The sequence below is a fragment of the Mesorhizobium sp. P3_A8 genome (genome assembly GCF_056402995.1).
Genome location: NZ_JBFUGI010000003.1, coordinates 1 through 17871, shown reverse-complemented (window position 1 = coordinate 17871; position 17871 = coordinate 1). Strand labels below are relative to the sequence as shown.

Here is a 17871-nt window from a genome sequence, read left to right as displayed (position 1 = left end):
GCACGGAATGCGACAGAGGCGACGGCGCAAATTCGCCATCGCCTGGGCCGAAGCCCAAAGGGCTACTGCGTCAGCACGTTGCTGATTTCGACCATGTTGGAGCGCACGCGCAGGATGTAGAAGCCCATCGTCGTCAGGTGCGTCGGCAAGAGCCAGCCGTCCTCGCGGCCATTGGCGATGATGAAGGGCTGGATGCGCAGCGCCGAGACGAATTGCGCGTCCATCGTGTCCCACAGGCTGTGCAGGTGCTTTTCCTTGATGACGTCCTCGAAGTCGGCCTGGGCGCCTTTCATCAGACCGTAATAGGCGTAGAGCTGGCCGTAGGCGAACCAGTAGCGGTCGTCGGCGCGGGTGTCGAACCAGCCATTGTTGTGGTTCTCGGCGCGCTCCTTGAGGATGGCGGACGTCGAACCGATGTCCGATGCGATGCGGTCGATATACTGCTTCAGATTGTCGGCGCGGGCGTCGAAAGTGGCCTGGCAGGTGGCCAGCCGTGCGTTGAACGAGCGCAGCTTGCGCACCGCGTCGCGATAATAGCTCGGGGTCGGCGTCTTCGGGCCGAACGGGCTGACGCCGAAATACCAGGTGTATTCGTCGAACTGCAGATTGCCGCGCGCATCCTGCAGATCGGCATCGATCTGCGAGGTGGTGCGCACGCGGCCGAGATTGTCGGCAAGCTCGGTTGCCGTGCGCCGCACCGCCTGATTGATGCCACGCTGGAACGAGGCCTTGTTGTCCATCCACGGCGTGTCGTCCCAGTCGATGCCGAACAGGCCGAGCTTGTAGAGGATCATCGACGAGATCCAGGCATTCTGGTTGACGTTGAAATCGGTCAGGTCGGCCGCCACCTGGGCGATGCCGGAGTTGCCGCAAGTCTTTGCCGTGTCGGTGCCGGTGCCGGCGGCCACCTGCTCACCGGCGGAAACATTGCGTTTCTCGAACGTGTAGGTGTCAGGGTAGTTCGGGTTGAATTTGTTCCACCACTGCGTGGCATAGAAGAAGTTGGCGTAGAGGCCGATCAGCACCAGCACAGCCAGGCCGACCACGGCCTTGAGTATCCAGCCGCGCTGCGTGTACCAGCTGCCGGCCCACAGGAAGGGCCACAGGATGACGCCGATCAAAAGGCCGATGCCGCGGCCGATCCATTGGAAAATCCGGGTGAAGAAGTTCACGATCGGATCGAGCATGGCTGTGTCACCCCTAAAAGCATGATGTCAAAAAGTTGCAGACTTTCTGGATAACATCATGCGCCAAAACAACAAGTTAGAACGAAATGACCGGTCATTTCGTTCTAGTCAGTCAGGCCGTAGAGGCGTGTGCGAAACGCCACCTTGTCCTTCAAATATGTGGTTTTCAGAACGTCCACAACATGCGATCGCCAGGCGTCGCTGAAGCCGTCATAATCCTTGTAGAAGCCGTCCTTGTTGAAGATGTAGCGCGAGACGAAGTCCGACGGCACGAAATCCGAGATCAGCCGGTTGGTCAGCCAGGCGTCGGGATGGTCCGGCTTGGCGCGGATCACCAGGAAGCGCTGCTGCGGGAAGACATCGTCGATCTTGAGATGGCCAAGCTGGGCGATCTCGCGCTTGGCGGCGTTGAGGAAGGGGAAATTGCCGTCCTTGGTGATCAGATCGGCATGGCTTTGGATCCATGTCTGCAGCCAGACCTTGTCGACATCGGTCAAATTGCGGTCCGGCTCGGCGTCGCGGATCAGCGCGCGCACCACCATTTCGGCCCGGTGTTCGAGATAGCCGGAGGCTTCGACCCAGGAGGCACGCGGCAATTCGATGCGACCGGTGGAGGCCAGGAATTTGAACACCTTGTCGGCGTCGTTGATCGAGAGATAGCTGACCTGCCATGGCCGCGAGCGGCGGAAGCCGGGGGCAGCCGGATCGCTGATCACCGTCGTCATGTCGGGATCGACGAAGACGTAGAGCCCGCCGAAATGGCTGGTCCAGTAAGCGTTGTGGCGGAAGATCACCTGGTCGGGCACCAGTGCGTTCTCTCTGATATCGCCGCAGATTTTCGCCAACTCCACCATGCGGGTCAGCATGGCATTGTCGCGCCAGGCATCGGGCTCCTGTTTTAGCCGGTCGACGAGCTTGCCGAGTTCGGCGGCCTTGCCTAGCACGTCCTCCGCCGACAGCACCTTGAACTCGACCTGGTTGATCGACAGCAGGTCCTCGATGTCGTTGACCTTGGGAACGGAGTCCTCGATCTCGCCGTAGATGACGTCCTTTATGGTCAGCGCGTCGATGGCGCGCTGGTTCTTGGACATGAACTCGAACATCAGCAGCGAGGTGTTGGAAAAGGCGGTGTGCACCACGGGCAGGTCGATCTGCGACGGCGTCAGGATGATGAAGCGGCGGTTGACCTCGTCAGGGTCGAGGTAGTCCGGGTCGCCGCATTCGTCGGCGATCTCGGGCGAGAAACCGGTGCGGTCGATCTGGAAGCTTTTCAGCTTGGTGGGCTTCTTGCCGAACGCGGCCAGTGCCTTGTTGTAGCGATCGATCAGATGCGGCTCGTCGACGGTGAGCAGCCGGCCGTAAATGAGTTCGTTGTCGCGCAGAAGGTCGGGTTTCTTGGCGGGGTGGGTCATCTTGCCTTCTCCCCGTTCACGGGGAGAAGGTGCCCGAAGGGCGGATGAGGGGCGCGAGCCTTCCTTCTCCCCTTGTGGGAGAAGGTGGATCGGCGCGACAGCGCCGAGACGGATGAGGGGTGTTCCAGCGGAGTGAGACGCTGGCGTTCACTGGAACACCCCTCATCCGTCGCCTTCGGCGACACCTTCTCCCACAAGGGGAGAAGGGGGCGGCGGCGCATTTCAAGCATTCCAGTTGCCCTTCTTCTTCATCTCCTCCATCGCGCGCGCCGCGCGTTCGCGCAGACGGGCATCGCGCAGGAGCTTTTCCACCGCGGCGTCGTCGGACTTGTCGGAATAGCGGAACTCGCTGTCGGCGTAGCGGTTGATCTCCTGCATGATCATGTCCATCGAGAACGGGCCGCGCAGTTCTTCGATCATCGCTTTCTTCTCGTCATAGCCCTTGTGCATGAAGGCTTCCGGTTTCTCGAACCAGTCGTCGGGCAGCTCGATGTCCATGGCGCGCATCTTGATGGCGTCGGTGACGTTCTTGATGGCGCGGCCGGTGAAGCGCGGTTCGGCATCCTTGATCAGGTGCAGATAGGTGCCGATGTCGGCCATGGTCTTGGGCGCGCCATTCTCTTTCATGTAGCGCTCGTAGACCTTCATCAAGCCGTCTTCCTGCGGCTTCTCATGCTCCTCATAGGCCTCGGTCACGGCGCGCTGGATCTCCTGGGCGGCGTAGAGCTCATGCTTGCCCAGAGGGATCTCGTGGTTCTTGCCGGCAAGCAGCACGAAGATGTCGATATAGTCGTCGCGGGTCTGCGGTCCGTCGACCAGCCAGCGGGCGCCGGCGCGCTGGCGCAGCGCGTCGTCGACATTTTCGGGATAGTTGGAGAACATGCCGAACGAGCAATTGCCGCGCACCACGGTGGAAGCACCGGCGAAGGCATCCATCAACACGCCGGTGATTTCCTGCTGGCCGGCCGAGGCGCGGTCGTCGGCGCGGCGTGCCGCCACCTGGTCGATGTCGTCGATGGTGCCGAAGCCGATGACGCGGGGATTGAGCACATTGTTGATGAACTGGCGGCAGTTCTGGCCCGACTTGCCCTGATAGGACGAGATCTGGTCGACGCCGAAATTCTCGTAGGCGAAGGGATAGCCGGCGACCTGGCAGTAGCCGTTGACGAGGCCGGCGATCATCTGGATCAGCGTCGTCTTGCCGGTGCCGGGCGCGCCGTCGCCGATGAAGGTGAACAGGAAGCCGCCGAGCTCGACGAACGGGTTCAGCTCGCGCTCGAAATCATAGGCCATCAGCATCTTGGCGAGCTTGACCGACTGGTATTTGGCGATGTGGTTGCCGACGACCTCTTCCGGCTTCTTGAAGGTCATCACCAGCGGCTTGGAGCGCTTGCCCGGCGCCACGTCGAAGCCGTCGAGGGTGAAATCGTCGGCATCGATGCGGATATGGGCATTCTCGAACGGGCCGATGCCATCGAAGCGGCCTTTTCTGGCCAGCAGCCCGTCGATGGCGACGCGGGCGAAGGCGCGCGCCCTGATCATCAGGTCGGCATCGTCTTTCGAGCCCGCTATCGCTTTGTCGAGACCGGCGAGGATCGACTTCACCGCGTCCTGCGGCGTGTCGAAGAGAAAGTCCGGCTCCGGGGTGTCGTTGGGCGCCTCGCCATCGCTGTCGATCAGCTGAAACAGATAGGATGCCAGGCTGAAGGCCGAGATGTAGGCCGAGGCCGACAGGAGTTTCTTGAAGGCGGAGGCTTCGTCGCCTTCGAGCGGGGCGCGGGTGTTTTTCGCCTGCAGGCTTTCGAGGTCGGAGCCTTCGGCGAAGACATCCGATACGGCGAGTGCAATCGCCGTGCCGCGCCGGGCGCGGAACAAAAGCGTGTGCTGCGGGATGGTGAGCAACTGGTCGTCGGGATGGACGGCGCCGACGGTCTTCGTCAACTCGACCTCGCGGGTGCGGCGCACCGAGCCGACCGAGACGGTGGAGACGAAGCGGCGGTTGGTGCCTGCCAAGGCCGTGCCTGATTCGGGTGAGGGATCCTCCAGCACGACGATGCGGGTGATAAAGCTCTGCGCGGTGGCGCGGTGCTTCTCGATCGCTGCTTCCGGGATGGTGGTCAGGCCGGTGTCCATGAAGTGTGCTCCGTGGTGTGACGGTCAGACGTCTGAGATGACCTGTCCGTTGGACAGGATATGAACCTTGTAGCCGCCAAAAATCTTCTGTGCTTCGCCGGCGGCGTAGAGCGCCTGGTAGGCCTCGTGCGGGATCAGCGCGTGGTTTTCGTAGCTCGACACGCCCTGGCGCGCGGCTTCCAGATCATCGGTGTTGATGAAGAATTCCTGCGTCGTCTTCTCGCTTGAGAACAGCCCCTTGCGGCCGGGCTTCTCGCCCTTGGAATAGACCTCCTGGATGGTCCAGGTCAAAAGCCAGGCGTTTTCAGGCTTGCGTACCTTGGCCAGCACCTCGGTCACCGTCGAATTGTTGTCGGTAATGCCGGCCGAGTAGAAAGGGCCAAGCACGACGCGGCGCAGCTGCTTGGGATGCAGCGGCTCGAAATCCTTGTCGAGGTTGACGGCGATGGTCGCCGGCGACAGCGTGTAGGCGGAGTTCTTCTCGGTGAAATCGTCGAAGCGATGGGCGAGCTCGGGGTTGAGCAGGCCGTCGACCGGCAGCGGAATGTCGACCTTGTCGTTGAGCTTGCCGTTGCTGTCGACGAGCTGGCGGATCATGCTTTCCGAGGAATCCTCCACCGTCACCATGTAGACCAGGGGCAGGTTGGCGCTGCCGTCGAAGGTCGCCCAATGGACGAGATAATACGGCCGCGCCGTCTTCGGGTTGACTGAGACCTTGGCGGTCTGCGCCAGCGTGAACGGCCCGAAAGTCTGCTCGCTCTTGACGTCCTCGAGGTAGAGCCGCTCGGCCATCGATTTCTGCAGCGCCTCGGGGAATTCCTTGTGGCGCAGGATGAAGTCGGCCATCTCCTCGCGCAACTCGCCGGCCAGCGGGATGTTGGCGAGCCGGCTGTCTGCCTGGCGGCGATCGTTTTCCAGCTCGAGCAGGTTCTGGAAGACAGGAAAACCGCTTTCGGCGCGCGAAATGCGGAACGTGTCCATGAAGCCCAGCCGGTTGCGCCAGCAAGAGAAGGACTTGTCGAGCCGGGCGATGTATTCGGCAACGATCTTGGCGACGATGCCGTGCCGGTAGAGCGGCGAGCGGTCGTCGCGCATGAACACTTCAAGGCCGCTGAGCGCGGCCGTTATTGCCGAGAAATACCGCGCCGCCGCGTCGTTTTCGGGGGTCATGCTGTCAGCCCTGGGATTGTCGCACCGGTGCGCGCGGCAATTATGACTGCACGTAGTTGGCCGAATTGTGCTTCTTCAGCACCTCGTCGAAGCGGCGCGCGAAGGCATCGTCGGCGAGCTTCTTGCGGCGCTGGATATCGGCGCTGGCAACCATGTTCTTCTCGTGCATTTCGAGCAGGTCGCCAATATGCTTCTGCGAAGCCGCACCGATGCCGGCCATGGTTTCTTCCGCCGTGTTGTCGACCTGGCTGCCCAGCGTGTTGATCTTGTGGGCGACGTCCTGCTGGGCGGCGGTCTTCAGCGAATCTTCCAACGCCTTGTAGAGCACGATGCGCTGCTCGGTATCGATGGTCAGCTTGTTGATCAGCGTCGCCTGCGCGGCGATCTGGTTGTTGAGCGAATCGACGAAGGTCTGGAACATCGAGGTGTAGCGCTCCAGCGTCTGGCTTTCGGCCAGCAATTCCTGCTCCTTGGCCTGCTTTTCGTTGTATTCGGTCGCCAGCACCGAGCGTTCGCCTTCGAGCTGCGTGCGGTCCTTCTGGTTGGTCGAGGCAGCGATCTTGTTTTCGATGTCGAGCAGCATCGGGTTGAGTTCCTCGATGCGCTTCTGCACGGCTTCGAGGTTGGTCATGGTGGTCTTGCGGCGCTCGATGACCTGCGACAGGCTAGCCTCTGAGGTCTTGTAGCGCTGGTCGAGCACCTCTTTCTGCGCCTTCAGGATGCCGACGATGGTGTCAGACTTGGCCAACAATTCCTGCAGATTGCCGGCCAGCGACATGTTGCGGACACGGTCGGTGCGCAGGCGTTGCTTGCGCTGGCTGGAGAAGATGCCGACGAAATTTTCCCAGCCGGAATAGTTCTTCATGCTCTCGAATTCGGCGCCGAAGACGTTGGTGGCGTCCTCAAGGCCGATGATCAGGTCGGCGATGTTGCCTTCCATCACCTTCTGCTGCTTCAGCACATCCTCGATGCGGGCATTCTCGATGTCGAAATTGGCGTCGCCGATCTTCTTGTCCGCGGTGGCGAGCGTATCAAGCACGGTGCCGGACTGCTCGATCTTGGTGCGCATGTCCTGGACGACCTGCTTGGTCTTGGCAATTTCGGCATCGAAATTCTGCAATGTCGCCATAGGGGCCTCCCGCTTCGGCTTCCGGTCGCTGGTTGCGAACAGCGGCGAATATATGTGGGGCATCCGGGGATTGAAAGACGTGAAGATAGAGGCGGTGTGAAAACAAAAGAATCCGCCAAGGCCTTGAAAGACAATGAAGGTGGGGTCATGACGTGATTAGCCAGCCGGCCTGGTCTAGTTCAACTGTCATTGAACTTTCATGCCGCCAAAGCAATCGGCCGCCGCCAGCGCTGATATGCTGAATTCAGCAGGGAATTGAACCGGTTGCAGGCAAACAAATCAGGTGAAGCGGGTGCCGTGCTGCGCGCTCAGGGCTTCGGATCAGCCTTCAGATAGGCGATGACATTGGCGATGTCGTCGTCATTGGTCAGGCCGCCAAAAGCCATTTTGTTGCCGGGAACCTTGAGCTTGGGCGCCCTGAGATATTCAGCAAGATTTGCCTCGTCCCAGACGAGACCGTTCGCCCCGGCACTCTTCATTGCCTCTGAATAATGGCCAAGGAAGCTCTCGGCTGTACCGGCGGTGCGGCCGACGACACCCAGCAAATGCGGGCCGACCTTGTCGCGGTCGCTGGCTGCTTCATGGCAGGCGATGCAGCGGTTGAAGACGTGCTTGCCCTGCACGGGGTCGCCGCCGGCGTGGGCGGCAATGGAGGTGGCAAGGAGAAGAAGGCTGGCTGAGGAAATGGCTCGAAGCATGGCTGACCCCGGGGAGCTCTGGCTGACGGCCTTATAGGACCAAGCCCTTAACAAACGCTGCATCGTGGCGGATTGGCAAGGCCTGGACGACGATCTCAGGCCTGTTGCGCGAGGTCGCGGCGCAGGAAATCGTGCAGCCGATCGACCGCCGGTGTCGTCGACAGCGGGTTGCGCAAAATGCCGATTTCGAGATCCGGCAGCACGGGAAGCCCTTCATTGCCGCCGATGATGCGCAGCGATGGCGGCACGCTGCGTTGAGCGAGACCCGCGACCGCAAGCCCGGCCTGCACCACCGCGATCAGGCCAAGCAGCGAGGCGCTGGAATAGGTGCAGCGATAGGATCGGTCGGCTTCGCCAAGCGCCTGCAGGACGTTCATTCTAGCGGCGCAGCCGGGCTCGAACAGCGCGACGGGCAGGGGATCGGTCTGCCATGCGACATGGTTTGGCGAGGCGACCCAGACGAAGCGTTCCAGACGAATCACCTCGAGCGCCTGCTCCGGCAAACGGGTGACGATCGCCAGATCGAGCCGGCCTTCCGCCAGGGTTTTCACCAGCGCGGTCGACTGTTCGCAGATCAGTTCCACCGTCACCAGCGGATGATCCTCGGCGAAGCGTGAGAGCACGGGCGGCAGCAGGAAGGCGGCATAGTCGTCCGGTACGCCAAGGCGCACGCTGCCCGTCTCCTTCGGCCGGGTGACGCTCGCCCAGGCCTCGTCCGACAGCTTCAGCAGCCGGCGCGCATAGATGAGAAAGTCCTCGCCGATGGCGTTGGGGGTAACCGTTCTCGGTCCCCGCACCAGAAGCTGGTTGCCGACCATCTCTTCCAGCCGCTGCATCTGCATGCTGACCGCCGACTGGCTGCGGCCGACCCGCGGTGCCGCATTGGACAGGCTGCCACTCTCGACGACGGCGACGAAGGTTTTCAGCAAATTGAGGTCAAGCGGAGCAGCCATGGTGCTATCAGCATATCGAATAGCTAGGTCCAAATCTATTCGCTTGTTTGAAAGCTATGCTGCTGGCCAGATGGGTCTCGCCTGTCCGAGGCATAGTCCCGAGGGATTTCGATGAAGGACCTGCCAACCTCCCGTTTTCCGGCCGCGAGCCTGGCCTTCGCGATGACGATCGCCGGCACGGTTGGCGCCTTCGTGACGGAAGCGGGGCTGCATCCCGTGACGATCGTGTTCTGGCGCTGCGTGTTCGGCGCCATGTTCCTCGGCGCATGGTGCTTTCTGCGTGGTTATCTGCCAGACCGCACCCTGTCCTTGACCCGCCTGGCGCTGGCAGCACTTGCCGGCGCCTGCATGGTGCTGAGCTGGACGGCCTTTTTCGCCGGCTTCGCCATGACGTCGATCGCCACGACGACGATCGTCTATCACGTCCAGCCGTTCTTCGTGGTTATCATCGGCGTGGTCTTCCTCAAGGAGCGTATCTCGCTCGACCAGATCCTGTGGATGCTTGGCGCGTTCCTTGGCGTCGTGCTGGCCAGCGGGCTGGTGGTTTCGCATGCACAGGCCGGCACGGCATGGGCGCTGGGCATCGCGCTGACGCTGGTCGCAGCGCTGCTCTACGCAGTGGCGACCATCCTCGCCAAGGGCCTGGGCCAGCAGCGCGCGGAGGTCACCGTGCTTTGCCAGACGATCGTCGGGATCGTCATGCTCGCCCCTTTCGCCGGGATCGGCGAGCCTGTTCCCGCGCATTCATGGGGCTGGCTGGTCAGCATCGGCGTGCTGCACACCGGCATTGCCTATGTGCTGATGAACTCGGCCTTTCCGCGCCTGACGACGCCGGTGATCGGCATCATCACCTTCATCTATCCGGTCGTTGCCATCATCATCGACTGGGCGATTTACGGGCATCCGCTTGGACCGGCGCAGGCCGCCGGCATGGTGCTGATCGCCGTGGCGACGCTCGGTGTCCGGCTGGGCTGGCGGTTTCCGCTATGGCGTGTCGCGGCCGCCTGACGCGGATCGGGGCTCAGGATTTCATGAAGCCGATGAAATCGTCGGGCGCGGCGCGGCCCATTTCTTCTTCCCAGTGGCGGCGGCAGAGCGAAACATAGACGTCCTTGCCGATCGCCACCTGTTCGCCCTGGCGGGCCACCTTGCCGTCGGCGCCGAGGCGCACGACCATTGTTGCCTTGCGGCCGCAGCGGCAGATGGTGCGCACCTCGCGCAGATCGTCGGCGATCGCCAGCAGCGCGCGCGAGCCTGAGAACAGCTTGCCCTGGAAATCCGTGCGCAGGCCGTAGCACATGACCGGAATGTTCAGCCGGTCGGCGATGCGGGCCAATTGCCAGACCTGCTCCTCCTCGAGGAACTGCGCCTCGTCGACGAAGACGCAATGCACCGTCGTATGGTCGTGATGCTCGGCGACGCGGGCGAACAAATCGTCGCCGTCGCGGAACATCTCGGCCTCGGTCTCCAGCCCGATGCGCGATGAGATCAAGCCGCTGTCGCCCTTGCGGTAGTGACCGGCGACGAACAGCATCGTCGTCATGCCGCGCTCGCGATAATTGTACGACGCCTGCAAGAGCATCGTCGTCTTGCCGGCATTCATCGTCGCGTAGTGGAAATAGAGCTTGGCCATGCCGCTCTTTTAAGCCGACTTGGCCCAAGGCGGGGAGGGGTCGCCGCCGCATTCCCCTGAAAAAGCCGGCTCTCCCGTGTCTGGCAAGACAAAAGCGTCAACCGTGTCGCTGATTGGCCAGTCCGCGCCGTTGATCGTGATTGCCTTGACGCTTGAATCTACACGAGAATGGTGTTTGGCTGACAAAACAAGGCGGGCAGAGAAACCGTAACTACGCTTCGCCAAAGAATCACAATGGGAGACTAACTATGTCGCGTATGAATTCCTTCGCCGCCGGCCTCGGCCTGGCGGCTTTGTTGTCCACGAGCGCTGCCTTTGCAGGTGACGCCGCAAGCTGCAAGACCGTGCGTCTTTCCGATGTCGGCTGGACCGACATCCAGGCGACCACCGGGGTTGCCTCGGTGCTGCTCACCGCGCTCGGCTACGAGCCGAAGGTGATCCAGCTGTCGGTGCCCGTGACCATGGCGTCGCTGAAGAACAAGGATCTTGATGTCTTCCTCGGCAACTGGATGCCGTCGATGACCAACGACATCAAGGACTACACCGCCGATGGCTCGGTCGAGACCATCAGCACGAACCTGACCGGCGCCGGCTACGGCATCGTCGTGCCGACCTATGTCGCGGATGCCGGCGTCAAGTCGCTGACCGACCTTGGCAAGTTCAAAGACAAGTTCAACGGCAAGATCTACGGCATCGAAGCCGGCAATGACGGCAACCGCATCATCCTCGACATGATCAAGAATCCCGCCGACAAGCTCGACGGTTTCGAACTCGTCGAGTCCTCGGAGGCCGGCATGCTGACGCAGGCCGAACAGTCGATGAAGAACAATGAGTGGATTGCCTTCCTCGGCTGGACGCCGCATCCGGTGATGGGCGCCATGAAGATCACCTATCTCGACGGCATGGGTGACAGCGGCTTCGGCGCCGCCACCGTGTTCACCAACGTGCGCAAGGGCTACACCACCGAATGCCCGAATGCCGGCAAGCTGATCGCCAACCTCAAGTTCAATCTGGATATGGAAGGCCAGATGATGGACGCGATCCTCAAGGGCGGTGATGCCACTACCGTTGCGACCGACTGGCTGAAGAAGAACCCGGGCGCGGTTGCTCCCTGGATCGCCGGCGTGACCACCTTTGACGGTGGCGACGCGGCAGCGGCCATCAAGACCGCGCTCGGAAGCTGAGCCGACTGAATTCGGCAAGGCCGAACCAGGAAGGGCAGCCATCTTAGAAAAGGCTGCCCTTTTTCATATCCTGTGACAAGATGACGTTGCGCGAGCCGAGAGCAGGACGGCTCCTGGACGAAGAGGGGTGAGATGGATCCGATTTCGCAATTCATGGTCGACCACAAGATTCCGATAGGGGCCTGGGGAAAGGCGTTCTTCGGCTTCCTGACCGACAATTTCGACACCATCTTCAGGGCCTTCTCCAATGGCCTCAATTTCCTTCTCGACGGGCTGGTCAACATCCTGCTGATGGTGCCGCCGGTGGTGCTGGCGCTGGTCATTGCTGTCGTCGCCTGGCTGCTCCAACGTTCGCGGCCGCTGGCCATCGGCGTATTCCTCGGCCTGATCTTCATCATCAACCAGAACCTGTGGAAGCAGACGGTGCAGACCCTGGTGCTGGTCGTTGCCGCAGCCGCCATGGCGATGGCCATCGGCGTGCCGCTCGGCATCTGGGCGGCGCACAAGCCGAAGGTCTACCGGATCATGCTGCCGGTGCTCGATTTGATGCAGACGCTGCCGACCTTCGTTTACCTGATCCCAGTGCTGACGCTGTTCGGACTCGGCAATGCGCCCGGCCTCATCGTCACCATCATCTTCGTCATTCCGACCGCGGTCAGGCTCACCCATCTCGGCGTCGTTTCGGTGCCGAAGTCGATCGTCGAGGCCGGCGAGGCCTTCGGCGCCACCAAGAGCCAACTGTTGTGGAAAGTCGAATTGCCCTCGGCGCTGCCGACCATCATGGCCGGCCTGACGCAGTCGATCATGTTGTCGCTGTCGATGGTGGTGTTTGCAGCGCTGATTGGCGCCGGCGGCCTCGGCACCGAAATCAACCGTGCGCTTGGCTCACGCCGCATCGATCTCGGGCTTGAGGCGGGGCTCGCCATCGTCGTGCTCGCCATCGTGCTCGACCGGATGACTAGAATTGCCGTTGGAGGCAAGAAATGACCGTCGCCGTTGATTTCAGGAATGTCGATATCGTCTTCGGCGCCGATCAGGCTGGATCGCTGGCGATGATCGACAAGGGTGCCACGCGCGCCGAAATCCTCGAGAAGACCGGCAATGTGCTGGGCTGTGCAGGCGCCAGCCTGACCGTCAACGAGGGCGAGATTTCCGTGCTGATGGGCCTGTCCGGTTCGGGCAAGTCGACGCTGCTTCGGGCCGTCAATCGGCTGAACGTGGTGTCGCGTGGCCAGGTGCTGGTCAAGGACGGCGACAAGACCGTCGACGTCGTCACCTGCGACGAGGCTACCTTGCGGCGGCTGCGGCAGAAGCAGGTGGCGATGGTTTTCCAGCAGTTCGGCCTGCTGCCGTGGCGCACGGTGGAAGAAAATGTCGGCCTCGGTCTCGAACTTGCCGGCGTGCCGGAGGCGGAGCGCAAGGAGCGCGTGCAACGCCAGCTCAAGCTGGTCAATCTCGACCAGTGGTCGAAGAAATACGCGCACGAACTGTCGGGCGGCATGCAGCAGCGCGTCGGCCTTGCCCGAGCCTTCGCCACCGAGGCGCCGATCCTGTTGATGGACGAGCCGTTCTCGGCGCTCGACCCGCTGATCCGCACCAAGCTGCAGGATGAATTGCTGCAGCTGCAGGCCGAGCTGAAGAAGACCATCATCTTCGTCAGCCACGATCTGGAAGAGGCGCTGAAGATCGGCAGCCACATCACCATCATGGAGGGTGGCCGCATCGTCCAGACCGGCGCGCCGGAAGACATCGTGCTGCGCCCCGCCAACGATTACGTCCGCGACTTCATCGCCAATGTGAACCCACTCTCGGTGCTGACCGCCTGGAACGTCATGCGCGACCGCCGAGACCTCGAGGAGAGCACGGACGGCTGGGTGTGGCTCGACCGGCGCAAGACGACGCGCTTCAAGATCGACGAGCACGGGCTGGTGGCAGCGGCCGAACGCGACGGCAAGCCGGCGGTGTGGGTCTCCTGCGCCGATGTCGAGTCCCAGTCGGAGGAAGCAGCGCAAGTGTTCTGGGCCAATCCGGGCACCTCGCTGAAAACCGTCATGCTCGCCATGCACCGCTCGCAGACGGCACCGGTGGCGCTGTTCGACGACCAGTCGCGGTTTGTCGGCGCCATCGGTATCAGGGATGTGCTGAGCGCCGTGCTGCGGCGGTAAGGCGCCGCGCGTCTACTTCAGGCCGCCAGCGGCAGTCGTAGCTCCGTCAGCAATCCGCCATCCGGGTGGTTGGACAGCCTGATCTCGCCGCCGGCGGCGCGCGCTATGTTGCGGGCGATGGTGAGGCCGAGGCCAAGGCCGCCGGTCTGGCGGTTGCGCGACTGTTCGAGGCGCACGAAGGAGCCGAACACGGCATCGATCTGAGCCTGCGGTATGCCCGGTCCTTCATCGCGGATGGTCAGCGTGATGGTGCCGTCCGAGCGGTGCAGGCTGAGATGCGCCTTCTTGCCGTAGGTGACGGCGTTCTGCACCAGATTGGTGACACAGCGTTTGAGCGCCACCGGCCGTGCGATGCAGATCAGGCCGCGAGAACGGGTATCGTCATTGTCGAACGAGACCTCCGGATAGGGGTCGGCGATCGATTCCACGAGCGACCAGAAGTCGATGCGCTCGGTCTTTTCCTCGTTGACCTCGAAAGTGGCGAAGTCGATCACCGAACTGGCGATGCTCTCGACATCGGCAAGATCATGCGCCAGCGCCTCACGAACCGCCGATTTGCGCAACAGTTCGAGCCGCAGCCGCATGCGGGTCATCGGCGTGCGCAAATCATGCGCGAGCGCGGCGGCAAGATGCTCGCGGTCCTCGACATATTCGCGCAGCCTCGCCTGCATGGCGTTGATTGCTCTCGCGGCAGCTTGAACCTCGCGGCTGCCCGACTCGGCGATCGGCGGGCTCTTCAAATCCTTGCCGATGCGGTTGACGGCGGTTTCCATCATCCGGTAGGGCGCCGTCAGCCGGCGCAGCGACCAGATCGACATGATCACCACCAGGCCGGCAATCAGCGAATAGAGCGGCAAGCTGTCGAAGCTCAGGATCGGGCCGACAGGCGTGATCGGTTCGGTGAAGTTCAGCCACTGGCCGTCAGCGAAGCGCAGCGAGGCGGTCAGCTTGTCGCTCTGGGCGAAATCGGCGGCCAGCACCAGAAGGTCGCGTTCGACCTGGCCGACATCGGGACCGGATACGGCGCCGCTGGCGTCGTCGGCCTCGCGCGTCGCCGGATCGCGCCGCACGCGCGCGTCGGTGACGCCGAACTTCGACAACCGGCCGACGAGGATGTCCTCGAGTTCGGCCAGCTCATCGTCGCCCGCGATCGAGGAGGTGACGGCGGGCGTGTCCGAGACGGTAAGGGCGTAAGTCGCGTTGAACAGGCCCGCCGCGGTTGCCTTGCGCTCCTCGGGCGTGGCGCTGCTCATCAGCTGCACCAGCGAGAAGGCGCGGTCGTTGAGGCGGTAGAGGTCGACCACATCGTTGGCGGCGGCACGGTCGCGAGAGACGATGTAGAGGGTCGCGACCTGGCTGATCAAAAGGCCTGATATGACGATCAGCAGCACCCAGACAGGCAAGGTCTGCGGCAGGAAACGTCTCATTCGGAGGTCGTCTCAGGCAGGAACTGGTAGCCGCCGCTGCGCACCGTGAGGATCAGTTTCGGTGTTTTCGGGTCATCTTCCATCTTGCGCCGCAGCCGGCTGACCAGGATGTCGATGCTGCGGTCGAAGGAATAGTCGCTGTCGCCGCCGGAGAGTTCGATCAGCTGGTCGCGGGTCAGCACGCGCTGGGCGCTCTTGACGAAGGTCTGCAGCAGGTTGAATTCGGCCATGGTCAATTCGACCCTGACATCGTCGGGAGCGGTCAGCCTGCGCCGCGAACAGTCCATCGTCCAGCCGGCGAAATGGTAGATCTGCTTGGTGCTGGCGCGTTTCGGCTCGGCGGCACCATTGCGCCGTAGCACGGCGCGGATGCGGGCCAGCAGTTCGCGCGGATCGAAGGGTTTGGGCACGTAGTCGTCGGCGCCCATCTCCAGGCCGACCACGCGGTCGGTTGTCTCGGTGACGGCGGTCAGCATGATGATCGGCGTCGTATACTGGGCGCGCAGGTCGCGGCACAGTTCCAGCCCGCTCTTGCCGGGCAACATCACGTCGAGCACGATGAGATCCACCTGCGCGCGGCGCAGGATGGTCTCCATCTCGATGCCGTCGGCGGCAACCGAAGTGTGCAGGCCCCGCTTCTGGAAGAACTCCTGAAGCAGGTCGCGGATGCCCTTGTCGTCATCGACGATCAGTATGTGTGCGTCGGATTTCACGAGCTGCCCTGTTTGGTTGCCGGCCAAGTATTCTGGCTGGTGAGCCACACGATAGAATTCGGGCCATATGTTGGCCAGTGCCTTGGATTTCAAGGGAGAACGAATTCCACCTGCTCCACATGGAAAGCTATGGCCTCTTCGCGGCGCCCCGGCCAGACACAATCCAGAAACAAAATTCTACAATCGGGAAAAACTCCTGAAAAGGTAGGGCGGCATAACGGTGCCGTGGCGGTCAGGTTATCGGCTGCGACGCTAATCTCCGGGTTCACGGAAAAACCGATGCCAAGCTTGTCGATCAGTCTGTTGGGTGCGTTGCTGGGCCTTGGCCTGGTCACTGCCGCTGTCGGCCAGTCGGACGCAAAGGCGCCGCTTACCCGGAGCGAACGGTGCGCCAATCTCAGCCACCAATTTGATGAAGCCCTCGAAACCCATGCCACGGCAACGCAGGTCACCGCGGCAAAGGCACTTCAGAGAAAGGGCAACCGGTACTGCGCTGCCAAGAAACAGGCGCAGGGCATCCGGATGCTCGCCAATGCTTTGAAGCTGCTTGGAGTGACACCGAACGACCCGGTCCAGTGACACTCAAAATCGACCCGCATAAAAAGGAAATGAAAGCCATGAAAAAGTCCATCCTGTCCGCCACCGGTCTCGCCGTCGCTCTCGCTTTCGCGATGCCGGCTCTCGGCAATGCCGCTGCCACCACGACCGCTGCTCCGGCTGCTGCTGCCACCACGACCACCCCGGCTCCGGCTGCTGACGCCACCGCCAAGCCCCCGGTGAAGAAGGTCGTCAAGAAGGTCAAGCACAAGAAGGCCCCTGCCAAGAAGACCGTGAAGAAGGCCAAGCCCGCGGTTGCTCCGAAGGCCTGATCCAGGTCGCAAGACAGATTTCTATCAAGGCCGCTCCAGCCGCAACTGGCTGGGGCGGCCTTCTGCCAGGCACCCGATCGAGCGGCTGAACACCGGCGGCTCACAGCCAGCCACCTCGATCTGACTTAACCCGTTTTCAACGCCGGCCGTGTAGGACAATCCGCATGAAGAAGCGGCTTTCGTCCATTTTGCGTTCCATGGTGATTGGCGGCCTCGTGGCCACCGGTGTCGCCAGGGCGCTGATTCTGCTCACCGCCAGCCCCGTGCCCGACCCTGCCAGTGGCCGCACCGAGCCCTCGCTGTTCGCACCGATAATTTCCAGCAACTGGGACTACATTACGCCTGTCCAGGCGTGGCTGCTGATCGTGCTCCTTGCCGTGACGCTGGTCTGCGTTGCCGGATGGCCGATCGCGGCGTGGCTGGAACGCCGGGCGGATGCCGCCGCGCATCACCGCGTCTTCGGCCGCCAGGGCCGTTGAACCTCGCCCGACAATTCCCCACATGATTGTGAATGACCGGGCTCTCCGCGCTGAGGGTCTGCACGCCAATCAAAATGGACGATCGCTGCCGCCCGTGGCAAAATGCACGGTGAAGCCCGATCGCGAAACTGTCGGTTCCAATGCCTGAAATCACCACAAAACCACGTACCAAGGTCAAGCCGCAGACCGAGCGGCCGAAGCTCTACAAGGTCATCCTCATCAACGACGATTTCACGCCGCGCGAATTCGTGGTGACGGTGCTGAAGGGCGAGTTCAAGCTCAGCGAGGACCAGGCGCACCGCGTCATGATCACCGCGCACCGGCTCGGTGTCTGCGTGGTCGCGGTGTTCACCAGGGATGTCGCCGAAACCAAGGCAACGCGGGCCACCGACGCCGCCAAGGAGAAGGGCTATCCCCTGCTGTTCACGACGGAGCCGGAGGAGTGAAGAGGGTTCTTCCCTTCTCCCCTTGTGGGCCTGTTGTGTAATTGCAGCAGAGCGCGGATGAGAGCGGGATTGCGGGAATATCGCCCGTATTCGTGAGTTCTTGTGTCTGGTTTGGAATTTCGGGCGGCGGTTCGGCCTCGTGGGGCCGGACTGCGGGCGCACCTATCCTGTGATGGCGGCCCATCGGCGCATGTTGAAGGCAATCGCCGCTAACGTCACCTGGGCAGTGGCTTTGGCCAGCCCGACATAGCGGATCGTGGTCAGCTTCATGCG

18 protein-coding genes and 1 pseudogene are annotated in these 17871 nt (G+C 62.3%); 8 read left to right on the top strand and 11 right to left on the bottom strand.

What is annotated here, in order from left to right:
* Positions 1 to 62: 62 nt before the first annotated feature.
* The 7 genes from AC1DX4_RS08025 to AC1DX4_RS07995 all read right to left on the bottom strand — a co-directional run bounded on the left by AC1DX4_RS08025 (position 63) and on the right by AC1DX4_RS07995 (position 8682).
* Positions 63 to 1187: a DUF2333 family protein gene (locus tag AC1DX4_RS08025; RefSeq protein ID WP_477219817.1), complete on the bottom strand. Its 1125-nt coding sequence runs from the start codon at positions 1185 to 1187 to the stop codon at positions 63 to 65.
* Positions 1188 to 1291: 104 nt separating this feature from the next.
* Complete coding sequence (locus AC1DX4_RS08020) at positions 1292 to 2599, bottom strand: DUF6638 family protein (protein WP_477219816.1); 1308 nt, start codon at positions 2597 to 2599, stop codon at positions 1292 to 1294.
* 222 nt (positions 2600 to 2821) lie between these two features.
* Positions 2822 to 4732 (bottom strand): AAA family ATPase, encoded by a 1911-nt coding sequence (locus AC1DX4_RS08015; protein WP_477219815.1) that lies wholly within the window; start codon positions 4730 to 4732, stop codon positions 2822 to 2824.
* A gap of 24 nt (positions 4733 to 4756) precedes the next feature.
* Entirely contained in the window at positions 4757 to 5902 is a 1146-nt protein-coding gene (locus AC1DX4_RS08010) for a hypothetical protein (protein WP_095201941.1), read from the bottom strand.
* Positions 5903 to 5942: 40 nt separating this feature from the next.
* Positions 5943 to 7031, bottom strand: a complete 1089-nt coding sequence (locus tag AC1DX4_RS08005) for a hypothetical protein (RefSeq protein WP_477219814.1) — start codon at positions 7029 to 7031, stop codon at positions 5943 to 5945.
* Between the two features lie 308 nt (positions 7032 to 7339).
* The gene (locus AC1DX4_RS08000) at positions 7340 to 7729 is read right to left on the bottom strand and encodes a c-type cytochrome (protein ID WP_477219813.1); all 390 of its coding nucleotides are present in this window, start codon (positions 7727 to 7729) and stop codon (positions 7340 to 7342) included.
* 95 nt (positions 7730 to 7824) lie between these two features.
* The gene (locus AC1DX4_RS07995; RefSeq protein WP_477219812.1) at positions 7825 to 8682 is read right to left on the bottom strand and encodes a LysR substrate-binding domain-containing protein; all 858 of its coding nucleotides are present in this window, start codon (positions 8680 to 8682) and stop codon (positions 7825 to 7827) included.
* A 111-nt stretch (positions 8683 to 8793) separates the two neighbouring features.
* On the opposite strand from AC1DX4_RS07995, the gene AC1DX4_RS07990 reads away from it, so the two are divergent.
* The gene (locus AC1DX4_RS07990) at positions 8794 to 9690 is read left to right on the top strand and encodes a DMT family transporter (protein ID WP_477219811.1); all 897 of its coding nucleotides are present in this window, start codon (positions 8794 to 8796) and stop codon (positions 9688 to 9690) included.
* Between the two features lie 13 nt (positions 9691 to 9703).
* Here AC1DX4_RS07990 and AC1DX4_RS07985 read toward each other — a convergent pair whose 3' ends face one another.
* Positions 9704 to 10315 carry a thymidine kinase gene (locus AC1DX4_RS07985; protein WP_027044004.1) on the bottom strand — a complete coding sequence of 204 codons (612 nt, stop codon included), beginning with the start codon at positions 10313 to 10315 and terminating at the stop codon, positions 9704 to 9706.
* A gap of 248 nt (positions 10316 to 10563) precedes the next feature.
* Here AC1DX4_RS07985 and AC1DX4_RS07980 point away from each other — a divergent pair, with 248 nt between their 5' ends.
* The 3 genes from AC1DX4_RS07980 to choV all read left to right on the top strand — a co-directional run bounded on the left by AC1DX4_RS07980 (position 10564) and on the right by choV (position 13664).
* Positions 10564 to 11499: a choline ABC transporter substrate-binding protein gene (locus AC1DX4_RS07980; protein ID WP_477219810.1), complete on the top strand. Its 936-nt coding sequence runs from the start codon at positions 10564 to 10566 to the stop codon at positions 11497 to 11499.
* Between the two features lie 132 nt (positions 11500 to 11631).
* Positions 11632 to 12486: a choline ABC transporter permease subunit gene (choW, locus tag AC1DX4_RS07975; protein WP_477219809.1), complete on the top strand. Its 855-nt coding sequence runs from the start codon at positions 11632 to 11634 to the stop codon at positions 12484 to 12486.
* Positions 12483 to 13664, top strand: a complete 1182-nt coding sequence (choV, locus tag AC1DX4_RS07970; RefSeq protein ID WP_477219808.1) for a choline ABC transporter ATP-binding protein — start codon at positions 12483 to 12485, stop codon at positions 13662 to 13664. Before choW ends, choV begins: the two co-directional genes overlap by 4 nt.
* A 17-nt stretch (positions 13665 to 13681) precedes the next feature.
* On the opposite strand, the gene AC1DX4_RS07965 is transcribed toward choV, so the two are convergent.
* Complete coding sequence (locus AC1DX4_RS07965) at positions 13682 to 15091, bottom strand: ATP-binding protein (protein WP_477219807.1); 1410 nt, start codon at positions 15089 to 15091, stop codon at positions 13682 to 13684.
* Positions 15088 to 15804 carry a response regulator gene (locus AC1DX4_RS07960; protein ID WP_477219806.1) on the bottom strand — a complete coding sequence of 239 codons (717 nt, stop codon included), beginning with the start codon at positions 15802 to 15804 and terminating at the stop codon, positions 15088 to 15090. Before AC1DX4_RS07960 ends, AC1DX4_RS07965 begins: the two co-directional genes overlap by 4 nt.
* Positions 15805 to 16083: 279 nt before the next feature.
* Here AC1DX4_RS07960 and AC1DX4_RS07955 point away from each other — a divergent pair, with 279 nt between their 5' ends.
* The 4 genes from AC1DX4_RS07955 (at position 16084) to clpS (ending at position 17598) form a co-directional block, all read left to right on the top strand.
* Positions 16084 to 16383 carry a hypothetical protein gene (locus tag AC1DX4_RS07955; protein WP_019860700.1) on the top strand — a complete coding sequence of 100 codons (300 nt, stop codon included), beginning with the start codon at positions 16084 to 16086 and terminating at the stop codon, positions 16381 to 16383.
* Positions 16384 to 16421: 38 nt separating this feature from the next.
* Positions 16422 to 16673, top strand: coding sequence for a hypothetical protein (locus tag AC1DX4_RS07950; protein WP_477219805.1), 252 nt, complete (start codon positions 16422 to 16424; stop codon positions 16671 to 16673).
* Positions 16674 to 16837: 164 nt separating this feature from the next.
* Positions 16838 to 17152, top strand: coding sequence for a hypothetical protein (locus AC1DX4_RS07945; protein WP_027044010.1), 315 nt, complete (start codon positions 16838 to 16840; stop codon positions 17150 to 17152).
* A gap of 140 nt (positions 17153 to 17292) precedes the next feature.
* Positions 17293 to 17598 (top strand): ATP-dependent Clp protease adapter ClpS, encoded by a 306-nt coding sequence (clpS, locus tag AC1DX4_RS07940; RefSeq protein ID WP_477219804.1) that lies wholly within the window; start codon positions 17293 to 17295, stop codon positions 17596 to 17598.
* A 162-nt stretch (positions 17599 to 17760) separates the two neighbouring features.
* On the opposite strand, the pseudogene AC1DX4_RS07935 reads toward clpS, so the two are convergent.
* A pseudogene (locus tag AC1DX4_RS07935) lies at positions 17761 to 17871 on the bottom strand (IS5/IS1182 family transposase); the annotation flags it as partial.